This is a genomic window from Variovorax sp. CCNWLW186 (assembly GCF_037203865.1).
GTDB lineage: Bacteria > Pseudomonadota > Gammaproteobacteria > Burkholderiales > Burkholderiaceae_C > Variovorax.
This window is the reverse complement of sequence record NZ_JBBCBO010000005.1, coordinates 69959-89450: the sequence shown is the minus strand read 5'-3', so window position 1 is coordinate 89450 and position 19492 is coordinate 69959. Positions and strand designations below refer to the sequence as shown.

Below are 19492 nucleotides of genomic sequence, written 5' to 3'. Positions count from 1 at the left end.
GCACCGCTCCACGATGCGAATACTCCAGGTCAGCGCCGAACTCTTTCCCCTGCTCAAGACCGGCGGCCTTGCCGACGTGGCGGGCGCGTTGCCGATCGCCCTCATGGCCGCGGGGCAGGACGCGCGGGTGCTGCTGCCCGGCTTTCCGGCCATTGTGGCCGGCGTGCGCGACCTGGCTCTGGTGGGGGAGCTTGCCGCGCCGTGGGGCGAACGCTTCGCCCTGCTAGCGGGGCGCATTGCCATCGACGGCAACCCGCCGATTCCCGCCTACGTGATCGATGCGCCGGCGCTGTACGACCGGCCCGGCAACCCCTACGAAGACGCCACGCGCCAGCCCTACGGCGACAACCATCGCCGATTCGCATTGCTGGGCTGGGCGGCGGCGCAGCTGGCACAGGGGCTCGACCCCACGTGGCAGCCCGAGGTCGTGCATGCGCACGACTGGCATGCGGGCCTGGCACCGGCCTACCTGCACTTTGCGCGGCAAGCCGGTGCGCCCCGCGTGGGCAGCGTGTTCACGGTGCACAACTTGGCCTACCAGGGCATTTCGGCGCCATGGAACTTTGCCGACCTGGGCCTGCCGGGGCCGGCATTCCACATGAACGGGCTCGAATACCACGGCCAGGTGTCGTTCATGAAAGGCGGCCTCTACTTTGCCGACCGCCTGACCACCGTGAGCCCGACCTACGCCCGCGAGATCCAGACGCCCGAGCAGGGCTTCGGGCTCGACGGCCTGCTGCGCCTGCGCGGCAATGTGCTCACCGGCATCCTCAACGCGGTGGACGACAAGGTCTGGAACCCGGCCATCGACACGGCGCTGGTGCAGGGCTATCACACGCCCGAAGGCCGCCACATGGCGGGCAAGGCGCGCTGCAAGGCGGTGCTGCAGCATCAGTTGGGGCTGGCCGTGCGCGCCGATGTGCCGCTCTTCATCCTCGTGAGCCGGCTCACCGAACAGAAAGGCCTGCACCTGGTGCTCGGCGGACTCGACGCCCTGCTGGCCGAAGGCGGGCAGCTTGCGTTGCTGGGCAGCGGCGAAGCCTGGCTCGAAGAAGCCTTTCGCCAGCGCGCGGCAGCGGCGCCGCAGTCGATCAGCGTCACCATCGGCTACAACGAATCGCTGGCGCACCAGCTCTTCGGCGGCGGCGACGTGACGCTGGTGCCTTCGCTTTTCGAGCCCTGCGGCCTCACGCAGATGTACGGCCTGAAATACGGTAGCCTGCCGCTGGTGCGCCGCGTCGGCGGCCTGGCCGATACAGTGGTCGACTGCACGCTCGAAGACCTGGCCAGCGGCGACGCCACCGGCTTCGTGTTCGACCGCTTCGACGCCGCCGACTACAACCGCGCGCTGCGGCGCGCCTTCGCTCTTTACCAGCGCGCGCCGGACTGGCGGCGGGTGCGCGGCAACGCCATGCGGCGCCCTGCAGACTGGGCCACCGCAGCCGCCCAATACATCGAGGTGTACCGGCAGGCGCTCGAGCCCGCGGCCACCTGATTGCGCCACGGCGCACAACCCACAACCATTGACCGAAGCCCATGACCATCAAAGACTTCGCCTATGACCATCCCGACCGCGACGTGGCCGCCTTCAAGCGCGCAGTCGCCAACAAGCTGATCTACGCCGTCGGCAAAGACCCCGTGGCGGCTAGCCAGGACGACTGGCTGATTGCCACCTCGATGGCGGTGCGCGACCAATTGGTCGAGCGCTGGATGGCGACCACGCGCGCCAACTACGCGCAAGACCTGAAGCGCGTTTACTACCTCTCGATGGAGTTCCTGATCGGGCGCACCTTCACCAATGCGCTGCTGGCGGTCGACCTGTACGACACGGTGCGCGATGCGCTCGCCGACTTCGGCGTCGACATGGCGGCGTTGTCCGAGCGCGAGCCCGACGCGGCGCTGGGCAACGGCGGCCTCGGCCGGCTCGCGGCCTGCTTTCTCGACTCGATGGCCACGCTCGGCGTGCCGGGCATGGGCTACGGCATCCGCTATGAATACGGCATGTTCCGCCAGCGCATCGTCGACGGCCAGCAGGTGGAAACGCCCGACTACTGGCTCACGCGCGGCAACCCGTGGGAGTTTCAGCGGCCCGAGGTGAACTACCGCGTGCGCTTCGGCGGCCACGTGCAAAGGCGCGAAGGCACCAACGCTCCCTACGGCGCGGCCGACTGGGTCGACACGCACGACGTGCTGGCCGTGGCCTACGACACCATCATTCCCGGCTACGGCACGCAGGCCACCAACACGCTGCGGCTGTGGTCGGCGCGCGCCACCGAGGAGATCGACCTCTCGGCCTTCAACCGCGGCAACTACATGGCGGCGGTGGAAAGCAAGAACCACTCGGAAAACGTGTCGCGCGTGCTCTACCCCGACGACTCCACGCCCTCGGGCCGCGAGCTGCGGCTGCACCAGGAATACTTTTTCTGCAGCGCCAGCGTGCAAGACCTGCTGCGGCGGTACCTGCGCAACCACAAGACCTTCGACCAGCTGGCCGACAAGGTGAGCATTCACCTGAACGACACGCACCCGGTGCTCGCGGTGCCCGAGCTCATGCGCCTGTTGCTCGACGAGCATGGGCTGGCGTGGGACGTGGCCTGGGCCCACACGCAGAAGGTGTTCAGCTACACCAACCACACGCTCATGCACGAGGCGCTGGAGACATGGCCGGTCGAGATGCTGGGCCGCATCCTGCCGCGGCACCTGCAGATCATCTACGACATGAACGCGAAGTTTCTCGCGGCCGTGACGCAGAAGGCCGGCAACGATGTGGAGCTGCTGCGCCGGCTCTCGCTGGTCGACGAGGCGGGCGAGCGCCGCGTGCGCATGGCGTACGTGGCGGTGCTTGCCAGCCATTCGATCAACGGCGTGTCGGGCCTGCATTCGGAGCTCATGAAGCAATCGATCTTTGCCGACTTCGCGAAGATCTTTCCGGAGCGCTTCAACAACAAGACCAATGGCGTGACGCCGCGGCGCTGGCTTGCGCAGGCCAACCCGCCGCTCGCGAGCCTGCTCGACCAGCGCCTGGGCAAAGGCTGGCGGCGCGACCTTTCGCAGCTGGAGGCGCTGCGGCCGATGGCGGTGCAGCCGCCCTTTGCGCGCGCCTTTCGCCATGCCAAGCGCGAGAACAAGCTGCGCTTGGCCAACTGGGTCGAACAGCACATGGGCCTGGTGCTCGACACCGACGCGATGTTCGACGTGCAGGTGAAGCGCATCCACGAATACAAGCGGCAGCTGCTCAACGTGCTGCACGTGATCACGCGCTACCACCGCATCCTCGATGCGCAGGCCGCGGGCGGAACCGTCGACATCGTGCCGCGCGTGGTGGTGTTCGCCGGCAAGGCGGCATCGGCCTACCAGATGGCCAAGCTCGTGATCCGGCTGATCAACGACGTGGCGAGCACCATCAACAACGACAGCCGCGTCGGCAAGCTGCTGAAGGTGGTGTTCCTGCCGAACTACAGCGTGAGCCTGGCCGAGGTGATCATGCCCGCGGCCGATCTGTCGGAGCAGATCTCGACGGCGGGCACCGAGGCCTCGGGCACCGGCAATATGAAGTTCGCGCTCAACGGGGCGCTCACCATCGGCACGCTGGACGGCGCCAACGTGGAGATGCGCGACAACGTGGGCGCGGAGAACATCTTCATCTTCGGCAACACCACGCCCGAAGTGGCCGACATTCGCGCGCACGGCTACCAGCCGCGCGACATCTACGAGGCCAACCCCGAGCTCAAGCGCGTGCTCGATGCGATTCGCGACGGCGCCTTCTCGCACGGAGAGACGGCGCGCTACCAGGGCATCTTCGATGCGCTGGTGAACTGGGGCGACCACTACCTGCTGCTGGCCGACTACGCGAGCTACGTCGCAAAGCAGGCCGAGGTCGATGCGCTCTACCGCGACTCGGACGCATGGACGCGCATGGCGATCCTGAACGTGGCGGGCATGGGCGCGTTTTCATCGGACCGCACCATTGCGCAGTACGCGCATGAAATCTGGCGTACCAAGCCGGTGGTGCTGGGCTGAGTCTTCGTCTTTCTCCCTCCCCCGCTGGGGGAGGGCCGGGGTCGGGGCACGACGGCGCTCAATGAACCACTGCCGTGAATCGGAAGCCGCTGTGCCCCCATCCCAACCTTCCCCCAAAGGGGGAAGGAGCAAAGCCACTCAGCGCGGTTTTGCCGGCGCCGCCTCGGCCTCGGTCACAAACCCGATGCGGCTCAAGCCCGCCTTGTTCGCAATGCCCATCAGCGCCACGACCTTGCCGTAGGGTACGGTCTGGTCGGCGCGCAGCTGCACCTCGGTGTCCTTGCTGTCGGCAGTGGCTTTCTGCAGCCGGGCGGCCAGCTCTTCATCGGTAACCGCCTGGTCGTTGAAGAAGACCTTGCCCGATGAATCGACCGACACGCTCACGAACTTGGGCGTGTCGTTGGGCTGGCCGGCATTGGTCTGGGGCAGGTCGAGCTTGATCGAGCTCGCCATGAGCGGCGCGGTGATGATGAAGATCACCAGCAGCACCAGCATCACGTCGACCAGCGGCGTGACGTTGATGTCGGACAGCGGCCGCTGTCCGCCGGCGCCTGTCGCGCGCCCACCGCCAGCGGCACTGCTGCCGAGCGAGGTGCGACCGAAGGCCATGGTGTGCCGAGTCCCGTTCGATCAGGCCGAAACCGGCATCGGCCTTGCGGGCGGCGGTGCGGCCGGTGCCGGCGCGCTGCCGAAGCTGCCGAGCAGGTCGTGCGCAAAGCCCTCGAGCTCGGCCTCGACCCGGCCGATGACGCGGCCGAACACGTTGTAGGCGAGCACGGCCGGAATGGCTACGGCCAAGCCGAAAGCCGTCATCACCAGCGCCTCGCCCACCGGGCCCGCGACCTTGTCGATGGTGAAGCCGCCCGATTGGCCCGCAATGCCCGAGAGCGCGCCGTAGATGCCCCACACCGTGCCGAGCAGGCCGACGAACGGGGCGGTGGCGCCGACCGTGGCCAGCAGGATCTGGCCGGACTGCAGGCGGCGCAGCGCACCATGCAGTGCCTCGCGCAGGGCCCGCGTGAGGCGCTGGTTGCGGTCGCCGGTGGCGCCGAGGGTTGCGCTGTTCACGTCGGCGGCTGCATTCTTGATGGCGCTCACCGCGGGCAGCACCAGCGTGGCGCGGTCGAAGGCCTTGAGCCGCTGCTCCGCATCGGCCAGCGTGGTCGATTGCCAGAACGCCGCAATGCTGCGCAGCACGTCGCGCGTGCCGCCGCGCAGCAACCAGGCTTTCCAGAGAATGACGACCCAGCTCGAGATCGACATGGCGAGCAGCAGCGCGGCCACCGAGCGGCTGACGCCGTCGCCCTGGGTCAGCAGTTCGAGCACGCTCATCGTGTTTTTCAGCGGAGACCGAGCACGTCGAACATGTCGAACAGGCCCGACTTCTGGCCGGCCAGGAAGCGCACGGCGCGCAGCGCGCCCTGTGCGTAGGTCACGCGGCTGGCGGACTTATGGGTGATTTCGATGCGCTCGCCGGTGCCGGCGAACAGCACGGTGTGGTCACCGACGATGTCGCCGCCGCGGATGGCCGAGAAGCCGATGGTGGAGGGGTCGCGCTCACCGGTGATGCCTTCGCGCGCGTAGACGGCGCATTCCTTCAGGTCGCGGCCCAGCGCATCGGCAATGACTTCGCCCATCTTGAGCGCGGTGCCCGAGGGCGCATCGACCTTGTGGCGGTGGTGCGCCTCGATGATCTCGATGTCGTAGCCGGTCGACATGGCCTTGGCCGCCATTTCGAGCAGCTTGAAGGTGACGTTGACGCCCACGCTCATGTTGGGCGAAACCATGATCGCGATGTCTTTCGAGATCTCGGCAATTTCGGCCTTTTGCGCATCGCTGAAGCCGGTGGTGCCGATCACGGCCTGCACGCCGAGTTCACGGCAGATGGCCAGGTGCGCGAGCGTGCCTTCAGGGCGCGTGAAGTCGATGAGCACCTGCGCGTCCTGCAGGCCGGTTCGCAGGTCGGAGACGATCGGCACGCCGCTCGTGAAGCCGAGGAAAGCGGCCGCGTCGGCGCCGATGGCGTCGCTGCCCGCCATGTCGAGAGCGCCGGCAAGGCGGCAATCCTGCGCCTCGCGCACCGCCTCGACCAGCATGCGGCCCATGCGGCCCGAGGCCCCGGCAATCGCAACGCGCCGGAGGGCGGGCGTGGAAGACTCGGAAATGGGAGAAGAAATGGATTCAGTCACGCAGGTTCAGCCTTCGAAATAGGGCATGGAGACCGGCACGCGCCCGCCTGACTCGGCGGGTGCGCCCGCCCTCGCTGGTTGGCGCGTGCTCAGCGCGCCGCTTCGAGCGGGGGATACGCCGCCGGCAGCGGCGGCAGGTTGGGGGCAGCAGCGGTCGCCTCGGCCTTCTTGCTGCTGTCTTCCTTGGGCGCGAATTTCTTCAGCTCTTCTTCCGACGCCTCGAGCGGCGGAACCTTGCCGCTCTTCTTGCGGGTGTCGAGCGTGGCAACGAATTCTTCTTCGCTCGGCATGGGGTCGCCCTCGAAGCGGTCGAGCAGCTCGCCCTTGAAGAAGACCGTGAGGCGGCGTTCCTGCGGGTCGACGCCCTGGCGCTTGATGGTGAAGACGTAGTCCCAGCGGTCCTTGTGGAAGACGTCGGTCAGGAGGGAAGTGCCGAGGATTTCACGCACTTGCTGGCGCGACATGCCGGGCTTGAGCGCCTCGACCTGTTCCTTGGACACGAAATTGCCTTGGACCACTTCGACCTTGTAGGGCGTGATGGCCGCAAGCGCACCCCGCGTGCGATCGCTGAAACCGCTGCAGGCGCTGAGGCAGAACGTCGCTGCGACGGCCGCGGCCAGCAGCCAGGGACGGCGTTGGAGAATGGCAGGCATGGGAGAAAAGAGGGGTAGCGATATGATCGGCCATTGTAGCGGCTGGCCCCTTGGGGGCCTGTCCGCAGACCGGGCGCAGGAACCATCATGGCCAATATCGACGAACTCAAGAATACCGGCCTCAAGGCCACATTGCCACGCCTGAAGATCCTGGAGATCTTCCAGACCGGCAGCCAGCGCCACATGACGGCCGAAGACGTGTTTCGCGTGCTTTTGAACGAGCACTCCGACATCGGCCTGGCCACCGTCTACCGCGTGCTGACGCAGTTCGAACAGGCCGGCATCCTCGAGCGCAGCCACTTCGAAAGCGGCAAGGCGGTGTACGAACTCAACGAGGGCACGCACCACGACCACCTGATCTGCACGTCATGCGGCAAGGTGGAAGAGTTCTACGACGCCGAGATCGAGCGCCGCCAGCAGATGATTGCCAAGGACAAGGGCTGGATCCTGCAGGACCACGCCATGTCGCTGTACGGCCTCTGCGCCGATTGCGTCAGCAAGCGTTAGCCCCCCGGCTTTTCACTTCGCTTCGCTGCGTGTAACTCCACCCCCCGAGGGGAGGCGCGGACCGCCTTGGGGCGGCCCGGCGGCGGCCGCATCGCTCGGTCAGTCCCCGTCGCGGCCGCTTTCCATGGCCTTGTGGTGGCGCGCCACGAAGTCGGCATAGGTGTCGATGCCGCGCAGCTGCAGGATCGAATTGCGCACCGCAGCCTCCACCAGCACGGCGATGTTCCGCCCGGCCACCACTTGGATGATGACCTTGCGCACCGGAATGCCCAGCACGTCCTGCGTGAGCGGCGCGGAAGGCATGCGCTCGTAGTCGCGCTCGAAGCTGTCGCGCCGCACCAGGTGCACGATGAGCTTGAGCCGCATCTTCCGGCGCACCGCCGTCTCGCCGAAGATCGCGCGGATGTCCAGCAGGCCGATGCCGCGCACCTCCAGCAGGTTGAGCAGCAGGTCGGGGCAGCGCCCCTCGATGGTGTTCTGGTTGATACGGTAAAGATCGACCGCGTCGTCGGCGACCAGGCCGTTGCCGCGCGAAATCAGCTCCAGCCCGAGTTCGCTTTTGCCTAGCCCCGATTCGCCGGTGATCATCACGCCCATGCCCAGGATGTCCATGAACACGCCGTGCATCGAGGTGCGTTCGGCGAAATGCTTGGACAGGTAGGCCCGCAGCAGGTCGATCACGAAGGCCGACGATTCGCGGGTGGCGAACAGCGGCAGCTGGGCGCGCTCGCAAATCGATAGCAGTTCGTCCGGTGCGGCCTGGCCGTCGGCCAATACCAGCATCGGCGGCTCCAGCGTGACGATGCGGGCAATGCGCCGGGCGCAGTCTTCCTGGCTGCCGCGCGTCAGGTAGGCCACCTCGCGGGCGCCCAGGATCTGCACGCGGTACGGGTGGATGTAGTTGAGGTAACCGACCAGGTCGGCCGCCGACTGGGCGCGGCTGATGACTTCGGGGTCGAATTGGCGTTCGGAGGCGCCGAGCCCTGCGAGCCACTCCCAGCGGAGCGAGCCGCGGAATTCCTCGAACATGGCATCGGCGCTGATGACGGTCGGCTTCATGCGTGCGGGAGATGGCGCTCAGCGCCTAGTGTTGGAGCAGGCCAGAATAACCCGGAACCGGCGCTGCGGGGCCGCTGCTGCGGCCTCTGAAGGGTGCGGGAAGCACCTCTACGCGACTTGCGTGGACTGCCAGCCGGCAATGAGCCCGTGCAGCGCGGCGGCGTCGGTGCTCGACTTGATCTGTTCGCGCAGGCCGGCGTCGCTCAGCAGCTCGGCAATTTCGGAGAGGATTTCAAGGTGCTTCTGGGTGGCCGCTTCGGGCACCAGCAGAAAGATGAGGAGGCCGACGGGTTGCTCGTCCGGCGCGTCGAACCCGATCGGGTTTGCCAGCTGAAAGACGGCGGCCATGGGAGCCTTGAGGCCCTTGATCCGGCCATGCGGAATGGCAACCCCGTGGCCGAGCCCGGTGGAGCCCAGGCGCTCGCGCGCAAACAGGCTGTCGGTGATCAGGGCACGGCCCAGGCCGTGAAGGCTCTCGAACAACAAGCCTGCTTCTTCGAAAGCACGCTTCTTGCTCGTAGCGTCAACGCTCACGAGGACTTGAGCGGGCGGCAGGATGGACGCGAGGCGATTCATGGTGGGTGCGGGGCGGGGGCGATTATGCACCTGCTTGGTAAAAACCCCCAGTCCGGTTACTTACTTTTTATCTACATGTTGCCCAGGAGCCCGTGGATCAAGGGCCGAAAAGACGTAATAAAACGCAAAAGCCGCCCGAAGGCGGCTTGCGCAGGCCGGCCAGAGGCCGGAACCCTGCCTTTACATCACGCGCTTGGGCGCCGCGTGATGGTGGTCTTGCAGGCGGTCCTTGTGGCGAACCACTTGCCGGTCGAGCTTGTCGACCAGCTCATCGACCGCGGCGTAGAGATCAGCGTGGCTCGATTCCGCGAACATGTCATTGCCCTTGACGTGAATGTTGCATTCCGCCTTTTGCCGGCGTTCCTTTTCCTTCTGCTTTTCCACCGTAAGGATCACCTTGACATCGACCACCTGGTCGAAATGCCGGGTGATCCGGTCCAGCTTGCTCGTGACGTAAGTGCGCAAGGCAGGTGTGACGTCGAGGTGATGACCGCTGATCGTCAAATTCATGAAAGACCTCCTGGAATTGACGGTTGGGGAAATGACCAGCACTCCGGAATGAAGCGTGGCCGGCGACATACAGATGAAATGGGTGCGGGGGAGAGAAAGAGAAGAAAGAGGAGAAGGTCGATTCACTATGCCCAAGCTGTCACGGTATTGCAATACCTGAGTTGCCCAGGGGGTCGCGCTGCGTCCCCGCCCGGTTACAGGCGGGCCGGGCCTTGTTTCAGTTCCAGGCGGCGCGCATGCGGTTGCGCAGATCGATGACCGCGGCGGGCGGCGGCACGGCGGGTGGCCGCTCCGGCGGGGGCGGCCAGGTCTGCTGCTCGAAGCCCGCAAGATCGCGCTCGGAGATGAAGCGCGTGCGGTTGGCATAGAGGTGCCGGTCGCCGCGCACTGCCTGCTGCGTGACGTAAAACCGCTGCGGCACCAGCAAATGCAGGTGGTCGCGCGCGCGGGTCATCGCCACGTAGAGCAGGCGCCGTTCCTCTTCGAGCTCGTGCGCGCTCTGCGCCACGTCGGCCGGCAGGCAGCCGTCGACCACGTTGAGCACATGCACCGAGTTCCACTCCTGCCCCTTGGCCGAATGGATGGTCGAGAGGATCAGGTAGTCCTCGTCGAGCAGCGGCGGCCCGGGCCTGTCACTCGTGGCTTCGGGTGGATCGAGCGTGAGCTCGGTCAGGAAGCGTTCGCGCGAGCCGTAGCCCGCCGCAAGCCGCGCGAGCTGTTCGATGTCGCCGCGCCGCACGCCCGAGGGGTCGTCATACAGCCGCTCCAGGTGCGGCAAGTACCAGCGAACCGCCAAGTCGACATCGGCGGGCCAGGGCAGCGAGGGCGCTCGCAGCGCGGCATAGGCCTCGGCGAACACCGCCCATTCGGCGCGCGCCGCGGCGGGCGGCACGAAGTCGCGCACGGCCGCGGCCGGATCGGCCGCCTGGTCCATGGCTTCGAGCAGTCGGGCACCCGTGGCGGGCCCGATGCCCGGAATGAGCTGCGTCACGCGAAAACCCGCCATGCGCCCGCGCGGGTTTTCTGCGAAGCGCAGCACCGCGAGCAGGTCTTTGACATGCGAGGCCTCGAGGAACTTGAGGCCGCCGTATTTCACGAACGGAATGTTGCGGCGCGCCAATTCGAGCTCCAGCGGCGCGCTGTGCGTGGAGGTGCGAAAAAGCACCGCTTGCGACTTGAGCGCAAGGCCGCCTTCGCGGTGCTCCAGCACCTTGTCGGCCACCCACACCGCCTGCTGCGCCTCGTCCGGCACCAGCACCAGTTGCGGCCGGCCCGCGGAAGGCTTGTCGGTCCAGAGCGTCTTGGCATGCCGCTCGGCGGCTTGGGCAATGACCCGGTTCGAGACGTCGAGGATCGGCTGCGTCGAGCGGTAGTTGCGCTCCAGCGTGACGACGCGCGCAGCCTGCGAAAACTGTGAGGGAAAGTCGAGAATGTTACGGACCGTTGCGCCTCTGAAAGAGTAGATCGACTGCGCATCGTCGCCCACCACCGTCACGCCTCGACCATCGGGCTTGAGCGCGAGAAGGATCGAGGCCTGGAGCAGGTTGGTGTCCTGGTATTCATCGACCAATACATGGTCGAAGCGCGCGCCGATCAGGTCGGCCAGCGCGGGCTCGGCCACCATGCCGGCCCAGTAGAGCAGCAGATCGTCGTAGTCGAGCACGTTCTGCTGCTGCTTGGCTTCCACGTAGGCGCCAAAGAGGCGCTTGAGTTCCGCCTCCCACTCGGCGCACCACGGAAAGGCTTCGGACAGCACCTGGGCCAGCGGCGCGCGCGTGTTGACGCAGCGCGAGTAGATCGAAAGGCACGTGCCCTTGCGCGGAAAGCGGTTCACGCTCGTCGACAGGCCGAGCTCGTGGCGCACCAAGCCCATCAGGTCTTCGGCGTCGCCTCGGTCGTGAATGGTGAAGTTGTCGTTCAAGCCGATGTGCGCGGCGTATTCGCGCAGCAGGCGCGCGCCGATGCCGTGGAAAGTGCCGGCCCACGGCAGCGCCGGCGGCTTTTCGGACTTGAGCCCCAGCACGCGCGCCAGCACCTGGCCCGCGCGGCGCTCCATTTCCTGCGCGGCGCGGCGCGAGAAGGTCAGGAGCAGCAGGCGCTGCGGATCGACGCCGCCGGCAATCAGGTGCGCCACGCGGTGCGCCAGCGTGCTGGTCTTGCCGGAGCCCGCCCCGGCAATCACCAGCAGCGGACGCTCGTCGCGGCCGACCAGGGTGCCGACGCCGTGCTCGACCGCGGCGCGCTGCTCGTCGTTGAGCGCGCCGAGCGCGGCGGCCAGGCGGTCGGCCTGCGTGGCACCGGCAGCGGAAAAAACGGGGAGCGCAGCAGTCTGCATGGCCGTGACTTTACTGTATGTCCATCCAGATCGGCGAGGCTGCCGTCATATGGCCGATGACATAATCGCGCCTCGCTGCAACTGGAGACCGCACCATGGAAACCGCCCCGTCTCGGCAGCTTTCAACTCCCCTCTGACGCCTGCTTGCCGGGCCTGGGATTTGAAAGCGCCCCTCCCTCGCCCCATCGCCTCAGTCATTTCACGGGAGTGAGCCATGCTCAATATATTTACGCTCGCCAACGGTCGCCTCGTCCAGGAAGAGATCGAATCGCTGGAGGAGCTTTCCAAGTTCCAGCCGATCTGGGTCGACCTCGAATCGCCCACGCTCGAGGAAAAGCGCTGGATCAAGCAGTACTACGGCCTCTCGATTCCCGAAGACGCGATGGACGAGGACATCGAGGAATCGGCGCGCTTCTATGAAGAAGACAACGGCGAACTGCACATCCGCTCCGACTTTCTCATCGACGACGACGAAGACCCGCGCTCGGTGCGCGTTGCGTTCATCCTGAACCAGCACAACACCGAGCTTCGCAGCCGCGGCGTGCTGTTCTCGATTCACGACGAAGACGTGCCGGTGTTCCGCCTGCTGCGCATGCGTGCGCGCCGCGCGCCGGGGCTGATCGAAGACGCGAAGGAAGTGCTGCTCAAGCTGTTCGACGCCGACGCCGAATACTCGGCCGACACGCTCGAGAACATCTACGACGAGCTCGAGATCGCCGGGAAGAAGGTGCTCGAAGGCAACGTGAGCGACGAACTGGCCGGCGAGGTGCTGGGTGCCATCGCACGGCAGGAAGACTTGAACGGCCGCATCCGCCGCAACGTGATGGACACGCGCCGCGCGGTGAGCTTCATGATGCGCAGCCGCATGCTCAATGCCGAGCAGTTCGAAGAGGCGCGGCAGATCCTGCGCGACATCGAATCGCTGGACAACCACACGGCCTTCCTGTTCGACAAGATCAACTTCCTGATGGATGCGACCGTCGGTTTCATCAACATCAACCAGAACAAGACCATCAAGATCTTCTCGGTGGCCAGCGTGGCGCTGCTGCCGCCCACGCTGATCGCGAGCATCTACGGCATGAACTTCAAGTTCATGCCCGAGCTCGACTGGTCGCTGGGCTATCCGTATGCGCTGGCGCTGATGGCGGCGAGCGCGCTGGTGCCCATGTGGTACTTCCGCCGGCGCGGCTGGCTCAAGTAGCAGCGGGCGTTTCGCCGGACGACGAAAAAGGCAGCGCGGCCAGCCACGCACCGACCAGCGCAAGGCTGTAGCGGCTCGCCACTTCGACAACGAAGCGCGCGAAGTCGCCATGCGCCGCATCGTCGGCGCGGTCCGAGATGGTGCGCATGGCCGCGAACGGCACGCCGTAGTCGCGGCACACCTGCGCCATCGCGGCACCTTCCATTTCCACCGCCAGCGCATCGGGCAGGTCACGCCGGAGCGCTTCGCTTTCGGCGCTGGTCGAAACGAATCGGTCGCCGCTCACCAGCAGGCCGCGGTGCACCTTGGGCGCTTCAATGCCGAACTCGTCGAGCGCCTGCTGGCCGATCAATGCGACCGGGTCGCGCAGCACCTGCGCTGCCACGACCGAAAGCGCATCGGCGATGACAGCATCGGCCGGGAAGCGGGCCATGCCCATGAGCGGCACTTCGTATTTCGGAAAGATCGGCGAGGCATCGAGGTCGTGCTGCAGCAGTTCCGACGCGACCACCACGTCGCCCACGTTCACGCCGGGCGCAAGCCCGCCGGCAACGCCCGTGAACACGATGGCCCGCACGCCGAAGCGTTCGAGCAGCACCGTGGCCGTGACCGCCGCGGCCACCTTGCCGATGCGCGACAGCACGGCCACCACCGGCTGGCCGTGCAGGTGGCCGACCCAGAAGTCGCGCCCCGCCGCGCGCACGCGCTGCTCGTCGGGCATCTGCGCAAGGAGCGCGCTCAGCTCCTCATGCATGGCCGCGACGATGGCAACGGGTGCGCTCATCGGCTACTTGATGTCCACGCCGTAGAAGGTATGGCGTCCGAACGGGCTGAGCTTGAAGTCGACGACTTCCTTGCGCACCGGCTTCAGCTGCACCGCATGTGCAATGGTGAACCATGGTGCCTGCTCCTTGAAGATGACTTGCGCCTTCTTGTAGAGCGCGTCGCGGTCGGCCTGCTTGGTTGCTGTCTTGGCCTTCAGCACGAGGTCTTCGTACGGCTGGTAGCAGAACTTGGAGATGTTGCTGCCGCTCGCCGATTGCGCCGAGGCGCAACCCAGCAGGGTGTAGAGGAAGTTGTCGGGGTCGCCGTTGTCGCCGGTCCAGCCCAGCATACCCATCTGGTGCTCGCCGGCCTGCAGGCGCTTGCGGTACTCGCCCCATTCGAAGCTCTTGATCTCGGCCTTGACGCCGATCTTGGCGAGGTCGGCCTGCATCAGCTCGGCGATGCGCTTGGCATTCGGGTTGTAGGGCCGCTGCACCGGCATGGCCCAGAGGTCGGTGCTGAAGCCGTCGGCCAGGCCGGCCTGCGCCAGCAGTTTCTTGGCGGCTTCAGGGTCGTACCCGTCGTCCTTGGTCGCGTCGTTGTAGGACCACATGGTGGGCGGAATGGGGTTCTTCGCGGCCACGCCCGTCGACAGGTACACGCCGTCGATGATGGCCTTCTTGTTAATCGCCATGTTGATGGCCTTGCGCACGCGCACGTCGTCGAAAGGCTTCTTCGTGGTGTTGTACGAGAGGTAGCCCACGTTGAGGCCCGGCTGCTCGAGCAGCTGCACGTTCGGGTCCTTGCGGATAGCGTCCAGGTCGGCCGGGTTCGGGTACGGCATCACGTGGCACTCGCCCTTCTGCAGCTTGGCCCAGCGCACCGAGGCGTCGGGCGTGATCGCGAACACCAGGTCGTCGATCTTGGCCTTGCCGCCCCAATACTGCGGAAAGGCCTTGAAGCGGATGACCGCATCCTTCTGGTACTGCACCAGGTAGAACGGGCCGGTGCCGATCGGGTCCTGGTCGACCTTCTCGGGCGTGCCCGCTTTCAGCATGGCAATGGCGTATTCCTTCGACTGGATGCCCGCGTACTGCATTGCAAGGTTGGCGAGGAACGGCGCCTCGGCCTTGTTGAGCACGATCTTGACCGTGTACTCGTCGATGCGGTCGACCGACTTCAGCAGCTTGGGCATGCCCATGTCGTTGAAGTAGGAGTGGTTCTGGCTCGTGACCTTGAAGAACGGATCGCTCTCCTTCCACTGCCGCTCGAGCATGAAGATGAAGTCGTCGGCGTTGAAGTCGCGCGTCGGCTTGAAGCTCTTGCTGGTGGTGTGCCACTTCACGCCCTTGCGCAGATGGAAGGTGTACACGGTGCCGTCGGCCGAGATGTCCCATTTTTCTGCCAGGCCGGGCATGACCTTGGTGCCGCCGCGCTCGAATTCGACAATGGTGTTGTAGACCTGCGTGGTCACGTCGAACGAGGTGCCGGTGGTGTTCACGCCCGGATAGAAGTTCTCGGGGCTGCCCTCCGAACAATAGACGAGCGTCTTGGCGGACACGGCTCCGCTGGCCAGGGTGAGCACGGCGAGTGCCGTCGGCGCGAGCAAGGCGGCGAGCTTTCGCGAATGGCGCGAAACGAATGGCTGGGTCTTCATGGGAACTCCTTCAGGCACGGTGGAAGAGAACTAGAGATTCGTCGCCACGGGCGCGGCGAACGGCGGAGACAACGGCACATCGGCGCGAACCGGGGGCGAGCCGTCGAGAAACTTCTCGGCGTAGTGGCAGGCCACCAGCCGCTCGTCGAGCGCGCGCAGCAAGGGCCGCTCGTCGCGGCAGCGCTGCGTCACATGCGGGCAGCGCGTACTGAAGACGCAGCCCGTGGGCGGGTTGAGCGGTGAAGGCAGCTCGCCCTTGAGCACGATGCGCTGGCTGCTCAAGCCCGGCGTGGAAGCAAGCAGCGCCTGCGTGTAAGGGTGCAGCGGCCGCGCAAAGATGCGCGCCTTGGGACCCTGCTCCACCGCATGGCCGAGGTACATCACCAGCACATCGTGCGCAATGTGCCGCACCACGCCGAGGTCGTGCGAGATAAAGAGATAGGCCAGGCCGAGCTCGGCCTGCAGGTCGCCCAGCAGGTTCAGCACCTGCGCCTGGATCGACACGTCGAGCGCCGACACCGGCTCGTCGGCCACCAAGAGGCGCGGCTCCAGCATGAGCGCGCGTGCAATGGCAATGCGCTGGCGCTGGCCGCCGGAGAACATGTGGGGATAGCGGTTCGCGTACTCGGGCCGCAGGCCCACGCGCGCCAGCATGTCGCGCGCCTTGGCGGCGCGCTCGGGCTTGCCAAGGCTCGTGTTGATGGCGAGCGGGTCCTCCAGCACGGTCGATATCTTCTTGCGCGGATTGAGCGACCCATAGGGGTTCTGGAACACCAGCTGCACGGCCTGCCGCAGTTCGCGCCGCTGGTCAGGCTGGGGGCTCACCGCGTCATGACCGACCAGCGTGAGCTGCCCAGCCGTCGGCTTTTCGATCAGCGCGACCATGCGCGCGAGCGTGGACTTGCCGCAGCCCGATTCGCCGACCACCGCCAGCGTGCGGCCGCGCTCGATGCGAAAGGAAATATCGCCGACGGCGCGCAACTGCGCCGGCGGGCGGAACAGGCCGCGACGCACGTCATAGGTGCGCTGCAGGTTGCGCGCCTCCACGACGACGTCGCCCGGCAGCGCGCTCACGACAATGCCTCCACTACCTTGGGCCGGTCCGCCTCGATGGCCGCCATGCGCCCCGGGTCGCCGAGCGGAAAGTGGCAGCGCACCTGGGCGCCTGGCTGCGATGGCGCCGCACGCAGCGCCGGCCGCACGTTGCAGGCCTTGGTTGTCACGTAGCTGCAGCGCGGCGCAAAGAGGCAGCCCTCAGGACGGTCGTGCACGCCCGGCACCACGCCTGCGATGGTGGCCAGCCGTCCCTCGGGCGCGGCGCGTTCGGGCAGCGCGGCCAGCAGGGCCTCGGTGTAGGGGTGCTGCGGATTTGCGAAGAGGCGATCCACGCGCTGCTGCTCCATGACCTGGCCCGCATACATCACCGCAATGCGCTGCGCCATTTCGCTGACCACGCCCATGTTGTGCGTGATGAGCACCAGCGCCATGCCGCGCTCTTTCTGCAGCTCGCGCAGCAGGTCCAGGATCTGCGCCTGGATGGTCACGTCGAGCGCGGTGGTCGGCTCGTCGGCAATCAGCAGGCGCGGGTTGCAGGCAATGGCCATCGCAATCATCACGCGCTGGTTCATGCCGCCCGAAAGCTGGTGCGGATAGCTGCCCAGGCGCGACGAGGCGGCGGGTATTCCGACCTGCTCGAGCAGCTCGGTTGCGCGCTTCCTTGCGGTGCGCTTGTCCAGATGCAGGTGCAGCCGCAGCGTTTCCATGAGCTGGAAGCCGATGGTGAAGCAGGGGTTGAGACTGGTGGTCGGCTCCTGGAAGATCATCGCGACTTCCTTGCCGACCAGCGTGCGGCGCGCCTTGTCGGAAATGCCGAGCAACTCCTTGCCCGCAAAGCGCATGTGGTCCGCGCGCACGCGGCCCGGAAAGCCGACGAGCCCCATCAGCGCCATCATCGTCACGCTCTTGCCCGAGCCCGATTCGCCGACGATGCCGAGCACCTCGCCTTCCTCGAGCGAAAGGCTCACGCCGTCGACCGCGTGCAGCACGCCGCCCTGGGTGGGAAATTCGACGTGCAGGTCCTTGATGTCCAGGAGCATGTTCATCTCTTGAGCTTCGGGTCGAGCGCGTCGCGCAGGCCGTCGCCGAGCAGGTTGAAGGCCAGCACGGCCGCAAGGATTGCCAGGCCCGGAAAGGTGACGACCCACCAGGCGCGCAGCACGAACTCGCGCGCGTCGGCCAGCATCGTTCCCCATTCGGGCGAAGGCGGCTGCGCGCCGAGGCCGATGAAGCCCAGCGCTGCCGCGTCGAGGATAGCGGTGGAGATGCCGAGCGAAGCCTGCACGATCAGCGGCGCCGCGCAGTTGGGCAGCACTTCGCGGAACATCAGCCGCAGCGTGCCGGCGCCGCTCACGCGCGCGGCGGTCACGTAGTCGCGCGAGATCTCGGCAATGACCGCCGCGCGCGTGATGCGCACGTAATGCGGCAGCACGACGATGGCCACCGCGACCATGGCATTGATCAGCCCCGGCCCGAGAATCGCAACGATCACGATGGCCATCAGCAGGCTGGGCATCGTGAGCACGATGTCCATCATCCGCATGATCGCGATCTCCAGCACGCCGCGAAAGAAGCCCGCGACCAGCCCGAGCACCACGCCGACGACCACCGACAGCGCCACCACGGCGACGCCAATGGACAGCGAGAGGCGTGCGCCGTACATCAGCCGCGAAAGAATGTCGCGCCCGATGGCGTCGGTGCCCAGCAGATAGCTCACGGAGCCGCCCTGCTGCCATGCCGGCGGCAGCAGGAAGACGGCGCTGTTGGTCTCGTTGGGCGCATGCGGCGCGATCCACGGCGCAAACAGCGCGACGAACAACAGCAGGACGATGGTGGCAAGGCCGATCACCGCGCCGCGGTTGGCCGAGAAGGCCGTCCAGAACTCGCGCCAGGGGCCGGGGGGTGCCGAGCCCCCTGCACTGCTTGAAACTGCGTGTGTCGTTGCCATTGGAATCAGTCAGTGCCGGATGCGTGGATTGATGACGCCGTAGGTCACGTCGACCAGCAGGTTGATCAGCATCACGATGCCGCCGAGCAGCAGCATGCCGCCCTGCAGCACCGGATAGTCGCGCCGGCCGATGGCCTCGATGAGCCACTTGCCGACGCCGGGCCAGGAGAAGATGGTCTCGGTCAGAATCGCACCGGTAAAGAGCACGCCCACCTGCAGGCCGACGACCGTGACCACCGGAATCAGCGCGTTGCGCAGCGCGTGCAGCCCGACCACCCGAAACGGCGAAAGACCCTTGGCGCGCGCGGTGCGAATGTAGTCTTCGCCAAGCACCTCGAGCATGGCCGAGCGCGTCATGCGCGCAATGACCGCGAGCGGCACGGTGCCGAGCACGATCGCCGGAAGAATCAGGTGATGCAGCGCGGACCAGAAGGCGTCGGTCTCGCCGGCACGCAGCGCATCGATCAGAAGAAAGCCGGTCTGCGGCTCGACGAAATACTGCACCGAGATGCGGCCTGAAACGGGCGTCCACCCCAACTGCACCGAGAAGAACAGGATCAGGAGCAACCCCCACCAGAAGATCGGCATCGAATAGCCGGTGAGCGACGTGGCCATCACCCCGTGGTCGAAGATGGAGTTGCGCCGCACCGCCGCAAGAATGCCGGCCGGAAGCCCCAACAGCAGCGCAAAGGCAATTGCGCACACGCCCAGCTCCATCGTGGCCGGAAACAGCGCCAGGAACTCGCTCATCACCGAGTCCTGCGTAATGAGCGATTTTCCGAGATCGCCCTGCAGCACACGGCCGATGTAGATGCCGTATTGCACGATCACCGGCTCGTCGAAGCCGTAGGCCGTGCGCAGCTGGGCGTGGCGCGCGGGGTCGATGCCGCGCTCGCCAGCCATGGTTTCAATGGGGTCGCCCGGCACCAGCCGGATGAGAAAGAAGGCAAGCAGCGTCATGCCGATGAAGGTCGGCACCAGCAAGCTCACGCGCGTGAGTAGGAAGCGAAGCATCG

General features: G+C 66.4%; 18 protein-coding genes. 4 read left to right on the top strand and 14 right to left on the bottom strand.

Going from position 1 to position 19492, the window contains the following annotated elements:
* Positions 1 to 13 precede the first annotated feature (13 nt).
* Together glgA and V9K97_RS08165 are read left to right on the top strand one after the other, a co-directional pair.
* The gene (glgA, locus tag V9K97_RS08170; protein WP_337317441.1) at positions 14 to 1495 is read left to right on the top strand and encodes a glycogen synthase GlgA; all 1482 of its coding nucleotides are present in this window, start codon (positions 14 to 16) and stop codon (positions 1493 to 1495) included.
* 41 nt (positions 1496 to 1536) lie between these two features.
* Positions 1537 to 4020: a glycogen/starch/alpha-glucan phosphorylase gene (locus V9K97_RS08165; RefSeq protein ID WP_337317438.1), complete on the top strand. Its 2484-nt coding sequence runs from the start codon at positions 1537 to 1539 to the stop codon at positions 4018 to 4020.
* A 138-nt stretch (positions 4021 to 4158) separates the two neighbouring features.
* Here V9K97_RS08165 and V9K97_RS08160 read toward each other — a convergent pair whose 3' ends face one another.
* From V9K97_RS08160 to V9K97_RS08145, 4 genes are all read right to left on the bottom strand, one after another.
* Positions 4159 to 4629, bottom strand: a complete 471-nt coding sequence (locus tag V9K97_RS08160) for an ExbD/TolR family protein (RefSeq protein WP_337317436.1) — start codon at positions 4627 to 4629, stop codon at positions 4159 to 4161.
* A 21-nt stretch (positions 4630 to 4650) separates the two neighbouring features.
* Positions 4651 to 5352, bottom strand: coding sequence for a MotA/TolQ/ExbB proton channel family protein (locus V9K97_RS08155; protein WP_126748811.1), 702 nt, complete (start codon positions 5350 to 5352; stop codon positions 4651 to 4653).
* An 8-nt stretch (positions 5353 to 5360) separates the two neighbouring features.
* Positions 5361 to 6209 (bottom strand): 4-hydroxy-tetrahydrodipicolinate reductase, encoded by an 849-nt coding sequence (gene dapB, locus V9K97_RS08150; RefSeq protein WP_337310308.1) that lies wholly within the window; start codon positions 6207 to 6209, stop codon positions 5361 to 5363.
* A gap of 89 nt (positions 6210 to 6298) precedes the next feature.
* Positions 6299 to 6862, bottom strand: a complete 564-nt coding sequence (locus V9K97_RS08145; protein ID WP_337317434.1) for an outer membrane protein assembly factor BamE — start codon at positions 6860 to 6862, stop codon at positions 6299 to 6301.
* An 87-nt stretch (positions 6863 to 6949) separates the two neighbouring features.
* Here V9K97_RS08145 and fur point away from each other — a divergent pair, with 87 nt between their 5' ends.
* Positions 6950 to 7369 (top strand): ferric iron uptake transcriptional regulator, encoded by a 420-nt coding sequence (fur, locus tag V9K97_RS08140; protein WP_126748814.1) that lies wholly within the window; start codon positions 6950 to 6952, stop codon positions 7367 to 7369.
* A 99-nt stretch (positions 7370 to 7468) separates the two neighbouring features.
* On the opposite strand, the gene hprK is transcribed toward fur, so the two are convergent.
* The 4 genes from hprK to V9K97_RS08120 all read right to left on the bottom strand — a co-directional run bounded on the left by hprK (position 7469) and on the right by V9K97_RS08120 (position 11849).
* The gene (gene hprK / locus V9K97_RS08135) at positions 7469 to 8428 is read right to left on the bottom strand and encodes an HPr(Ser) kinase/phosphatase (protein ID WP_258503639.1); all 960 of its coding nucleotides are present in this window, start codon (positions 8426 to 8428) and stop codon (positions 7469 to 7471) included.
* 108 nt (positions 8429 to 8536) lie between these two features.
* Positions 8537 to 9004, bottom strand: coding sequence for a PTS sugar transporter subunit IIA (locus V9K97_RS08130; RefSeq protein ID WP_126748816.1), 468 nt, complete (start codon positions 9002 to 9004; stop codon positions 8537 to 8539).
* 180 nt (positions 9005 to 9184) lie between these two features.
* On the bottom strand, positions 9185 to 9514 hold the full coding sequence (gene hpf / locus V9K97_RS08125; RefSeq protein WP_126748817.1) for a ribosome hibernation-promoting factor, HPF/YfiA family: 330 nt from the start codon (positions 9512 to 9514) through the stop codon (positions 9185 to 9187).
* A 217-nt stretch (positions 9515 to 9731) separates the two neighbouring features.
* Positions 9732 to 11849, bottom strand: coding sequence for an ATP-dependent helicase (locus V9K97_RS08120; RefSeq protein ID WP_337317432.1), 2118 nt, complete (start codon positions 11847 to 11849; stop codon positions 9732 to 9734).
* 214 nt (positions 11850 to 12063) lie between these two features.
* Here V9K97_RS08120 and corA point away from each other — a divergent pair, with 214 nt between their 5' ends.
* On the top strand, positions 12064 to 13050 hold the full coding sequence (corA, locus tag V9K97_RS08115; protein ID WP_258503637.1) for a magnesium/cobalt transporter CorA: 987 nt from the start codon (positions 12064 to 12066) through the stop codon (positions 13048 to 13050).
* Here the strand turns inward: corA and V9K97_RS08110 are convergent.
* Genes V9K97_RS08110 through V9K97_RS08085 form a run of 6 tightly spaced genes read right to left on the bottom strand, consistent with a single transcriptional unit; the run spans position 13043 to position 19490 of the window.
* The gene (locus V9K97_RS08110) at positions 13043 to 13834 is read right to left on the bottom strand and encodes a 5'-methylthioadenosine/adenosylhomocysteine nucleosidase (RefSeq protein WP_337317430.1); all 792 of its coding nucleotides are present in this window, start codon (positions 13832 to 13834) and stop codon (positions 13043 to 13045) included. The genes corA and V9K97_RS08110 overlap by 8 nt on opposite strands.
* A gap of 3 nt (positions 13835 to 13837) precedes the next feature.
* A complete protein-coding gene (locus V9K97_RS08105; protein WP_337317429.1) occupies positions 13838 to 15472 on the bottom strand; it encodes an ABC transporter substrate-binding protein in 1635 nt (544 codons plus the stop codon).
* A gap of 30 nt (positions 15473 to 15502) precedes the next feature.
* Positions 15503 to 16546, bottom strand: a complete 1044-nt coding sequence (locus tag V9K97_RS08100) for a peptide ABC transporter ATP-binding protein (protein ID WP_337317428.1) — start codon at positions 16544 to 16546, stop codon at positions 15503 to 15505.
* On the bottom strand, positions 16543 to 17574 hold the full coding sequence (locus V9K97_RS08095) for an ABC transporter ATP-binding protein (protein WP_337317426.1): 1032 nt from the start codon (positions 17572 to 17574) through the stop codon (positions 16543 to 16545). The genes V9K97_RS08100 and V9K97_RS08095 overlap by 4 nt, the downstream gene beginning before the upstream one ends.
* On the bottom strand, positions 17571 to 18476 hold the full coding sequence (locus V9K97_RS08090; protein ID WP_258503631.1) for an ABC transporter permease subunit: 906 nt from the start codon (positions 18474 to 18476) through the stop codon (positions 17571 to 17573). Before V9K97_RS08090 ends, V9K97_RS08095 begins: the two co-directional genes overlap by 4 nt.
* Positions 18477 to 18485: 9 nt before the next feature.
* The gene (locus V9K97_RS08085; RefSeq protein WP_337317425.1) at positions 18486 to 19490 is read right to left on the bottom strand and encodes an ABC transporter permease subunit; all 1005 of its coding nucleotides are present in this window, start codon (positions 19488 to 19490) and stop codon (positions 18486 to 18488) included.
* Positions 19491 to 19492 lie beyond the last annotated feature (2 nt).

Coding starts and splice junctions, on each gene's coding strand:
- glgA (WP_337317441.1), top strand. CDS start 14: ATGCGAATACTCCAGGTCAGCGCCGAACTCTTTCCCCTGCTCAAGACC.
- V9K97_RS08165 (WP_337317438.1), top strand. CDS start 1,537: ATGACCATCAAAGACTTCGCCTATGACCATCCCGACCGCGACGTGGCC.
- V9K97_RS08160 (WP_337317436.1), bottom strand. CDS start 4,629: ATGGCCTTCGGTCGCACCTCGCTCGGCAGCAGTGCCGCTGGCGGTGGG.
- V9K97_RS08155 (WP_126748811.1), bottom strand. CDS start 5,352: ATGAGCGTGCTCGAACTGCTGACCCAGGGCGACGGCGTCAGCCGCTCG.
- V9K97_RS08145 (WP_337317434.1), bottom strand. CDS start 6,862: ATGCCTGCCATTCTCCAACGCCGTCCCTGGCTGCTGGCCGCGGCCGTC.
- fur (WP_126748814.1), top strand. CDS start 6,950: ATGGCCAATATCGACGAACTCAAGAATACCGGCCTCAAGGCCACATTG.
- hprK (WP_258503639.1), bottom strand. CDS start 8,428: ATGAAGCCGACCGTCATCAGCGCCGATGCCATGTTCGAGGAATTCCGC.
- V9K97_RS08130 (WP_126748816.1), bottom strand. CDS start 9,004: ATGAATCGCCTCGCGTCCATCCTGCCGCCCGCTCAAGTCCTCGTGAGC.
- hpf (WP_126748817.1), bottom strand. CDS start 9,514: ATGAATTTGACGATCAGCGGTCATCACCTCGACGTCACACCTGCCTTG.
- V9K97_RS08120 (WP_337317432.1), bottom strand. CDS start 11,849: ATGCAGACTGCTGCGCTCCCCGTTTTTTCCGCTGCCGGTGCCACGCAG.
- corA (WP_258503637.1), top strand. CDS start 12,064: ATGCTCAATATATTTACGCTCGCCAACGGTCGCCTCGTCCAGGAAGAG.
- V9K97_RS08110 (WP_337317430.1), bottom strand. CDS start 13,834: ATGAGCGCACCCGTTGCCATCGTCGCGGCCATGCATGAGGAGCTGAGC.
- V9K97_RS08105 (WP_337317429.1), bottom strand. CDS start 15,472: ATGAAGACCCAGCCATTCGTTTCGCGCCATTCGCGAAAGCTCGCCGCC.
- V9K97_RS08095 (WP_337317426.1), bottom strand. CDS start 17,574: ATGAACATGCTCCTGGACATCAAGGACCTGCACGTCGAATTTCCCACC.
- V9K97_RS08090 (WP_258503631.1), bottom strand. CDS start 18,476: ATGGCAACGACACACGCAGTTTCAAGCAGTGCAGGGGGCTCGGCACCC.
- V9K97_RS08085 (WP_337317425.1), bottom strand. CDS start 19,490: ATGCTTCGCTTCCTACTCACGCGCGTGAGCTTGCTGGTGCCGACCTTC.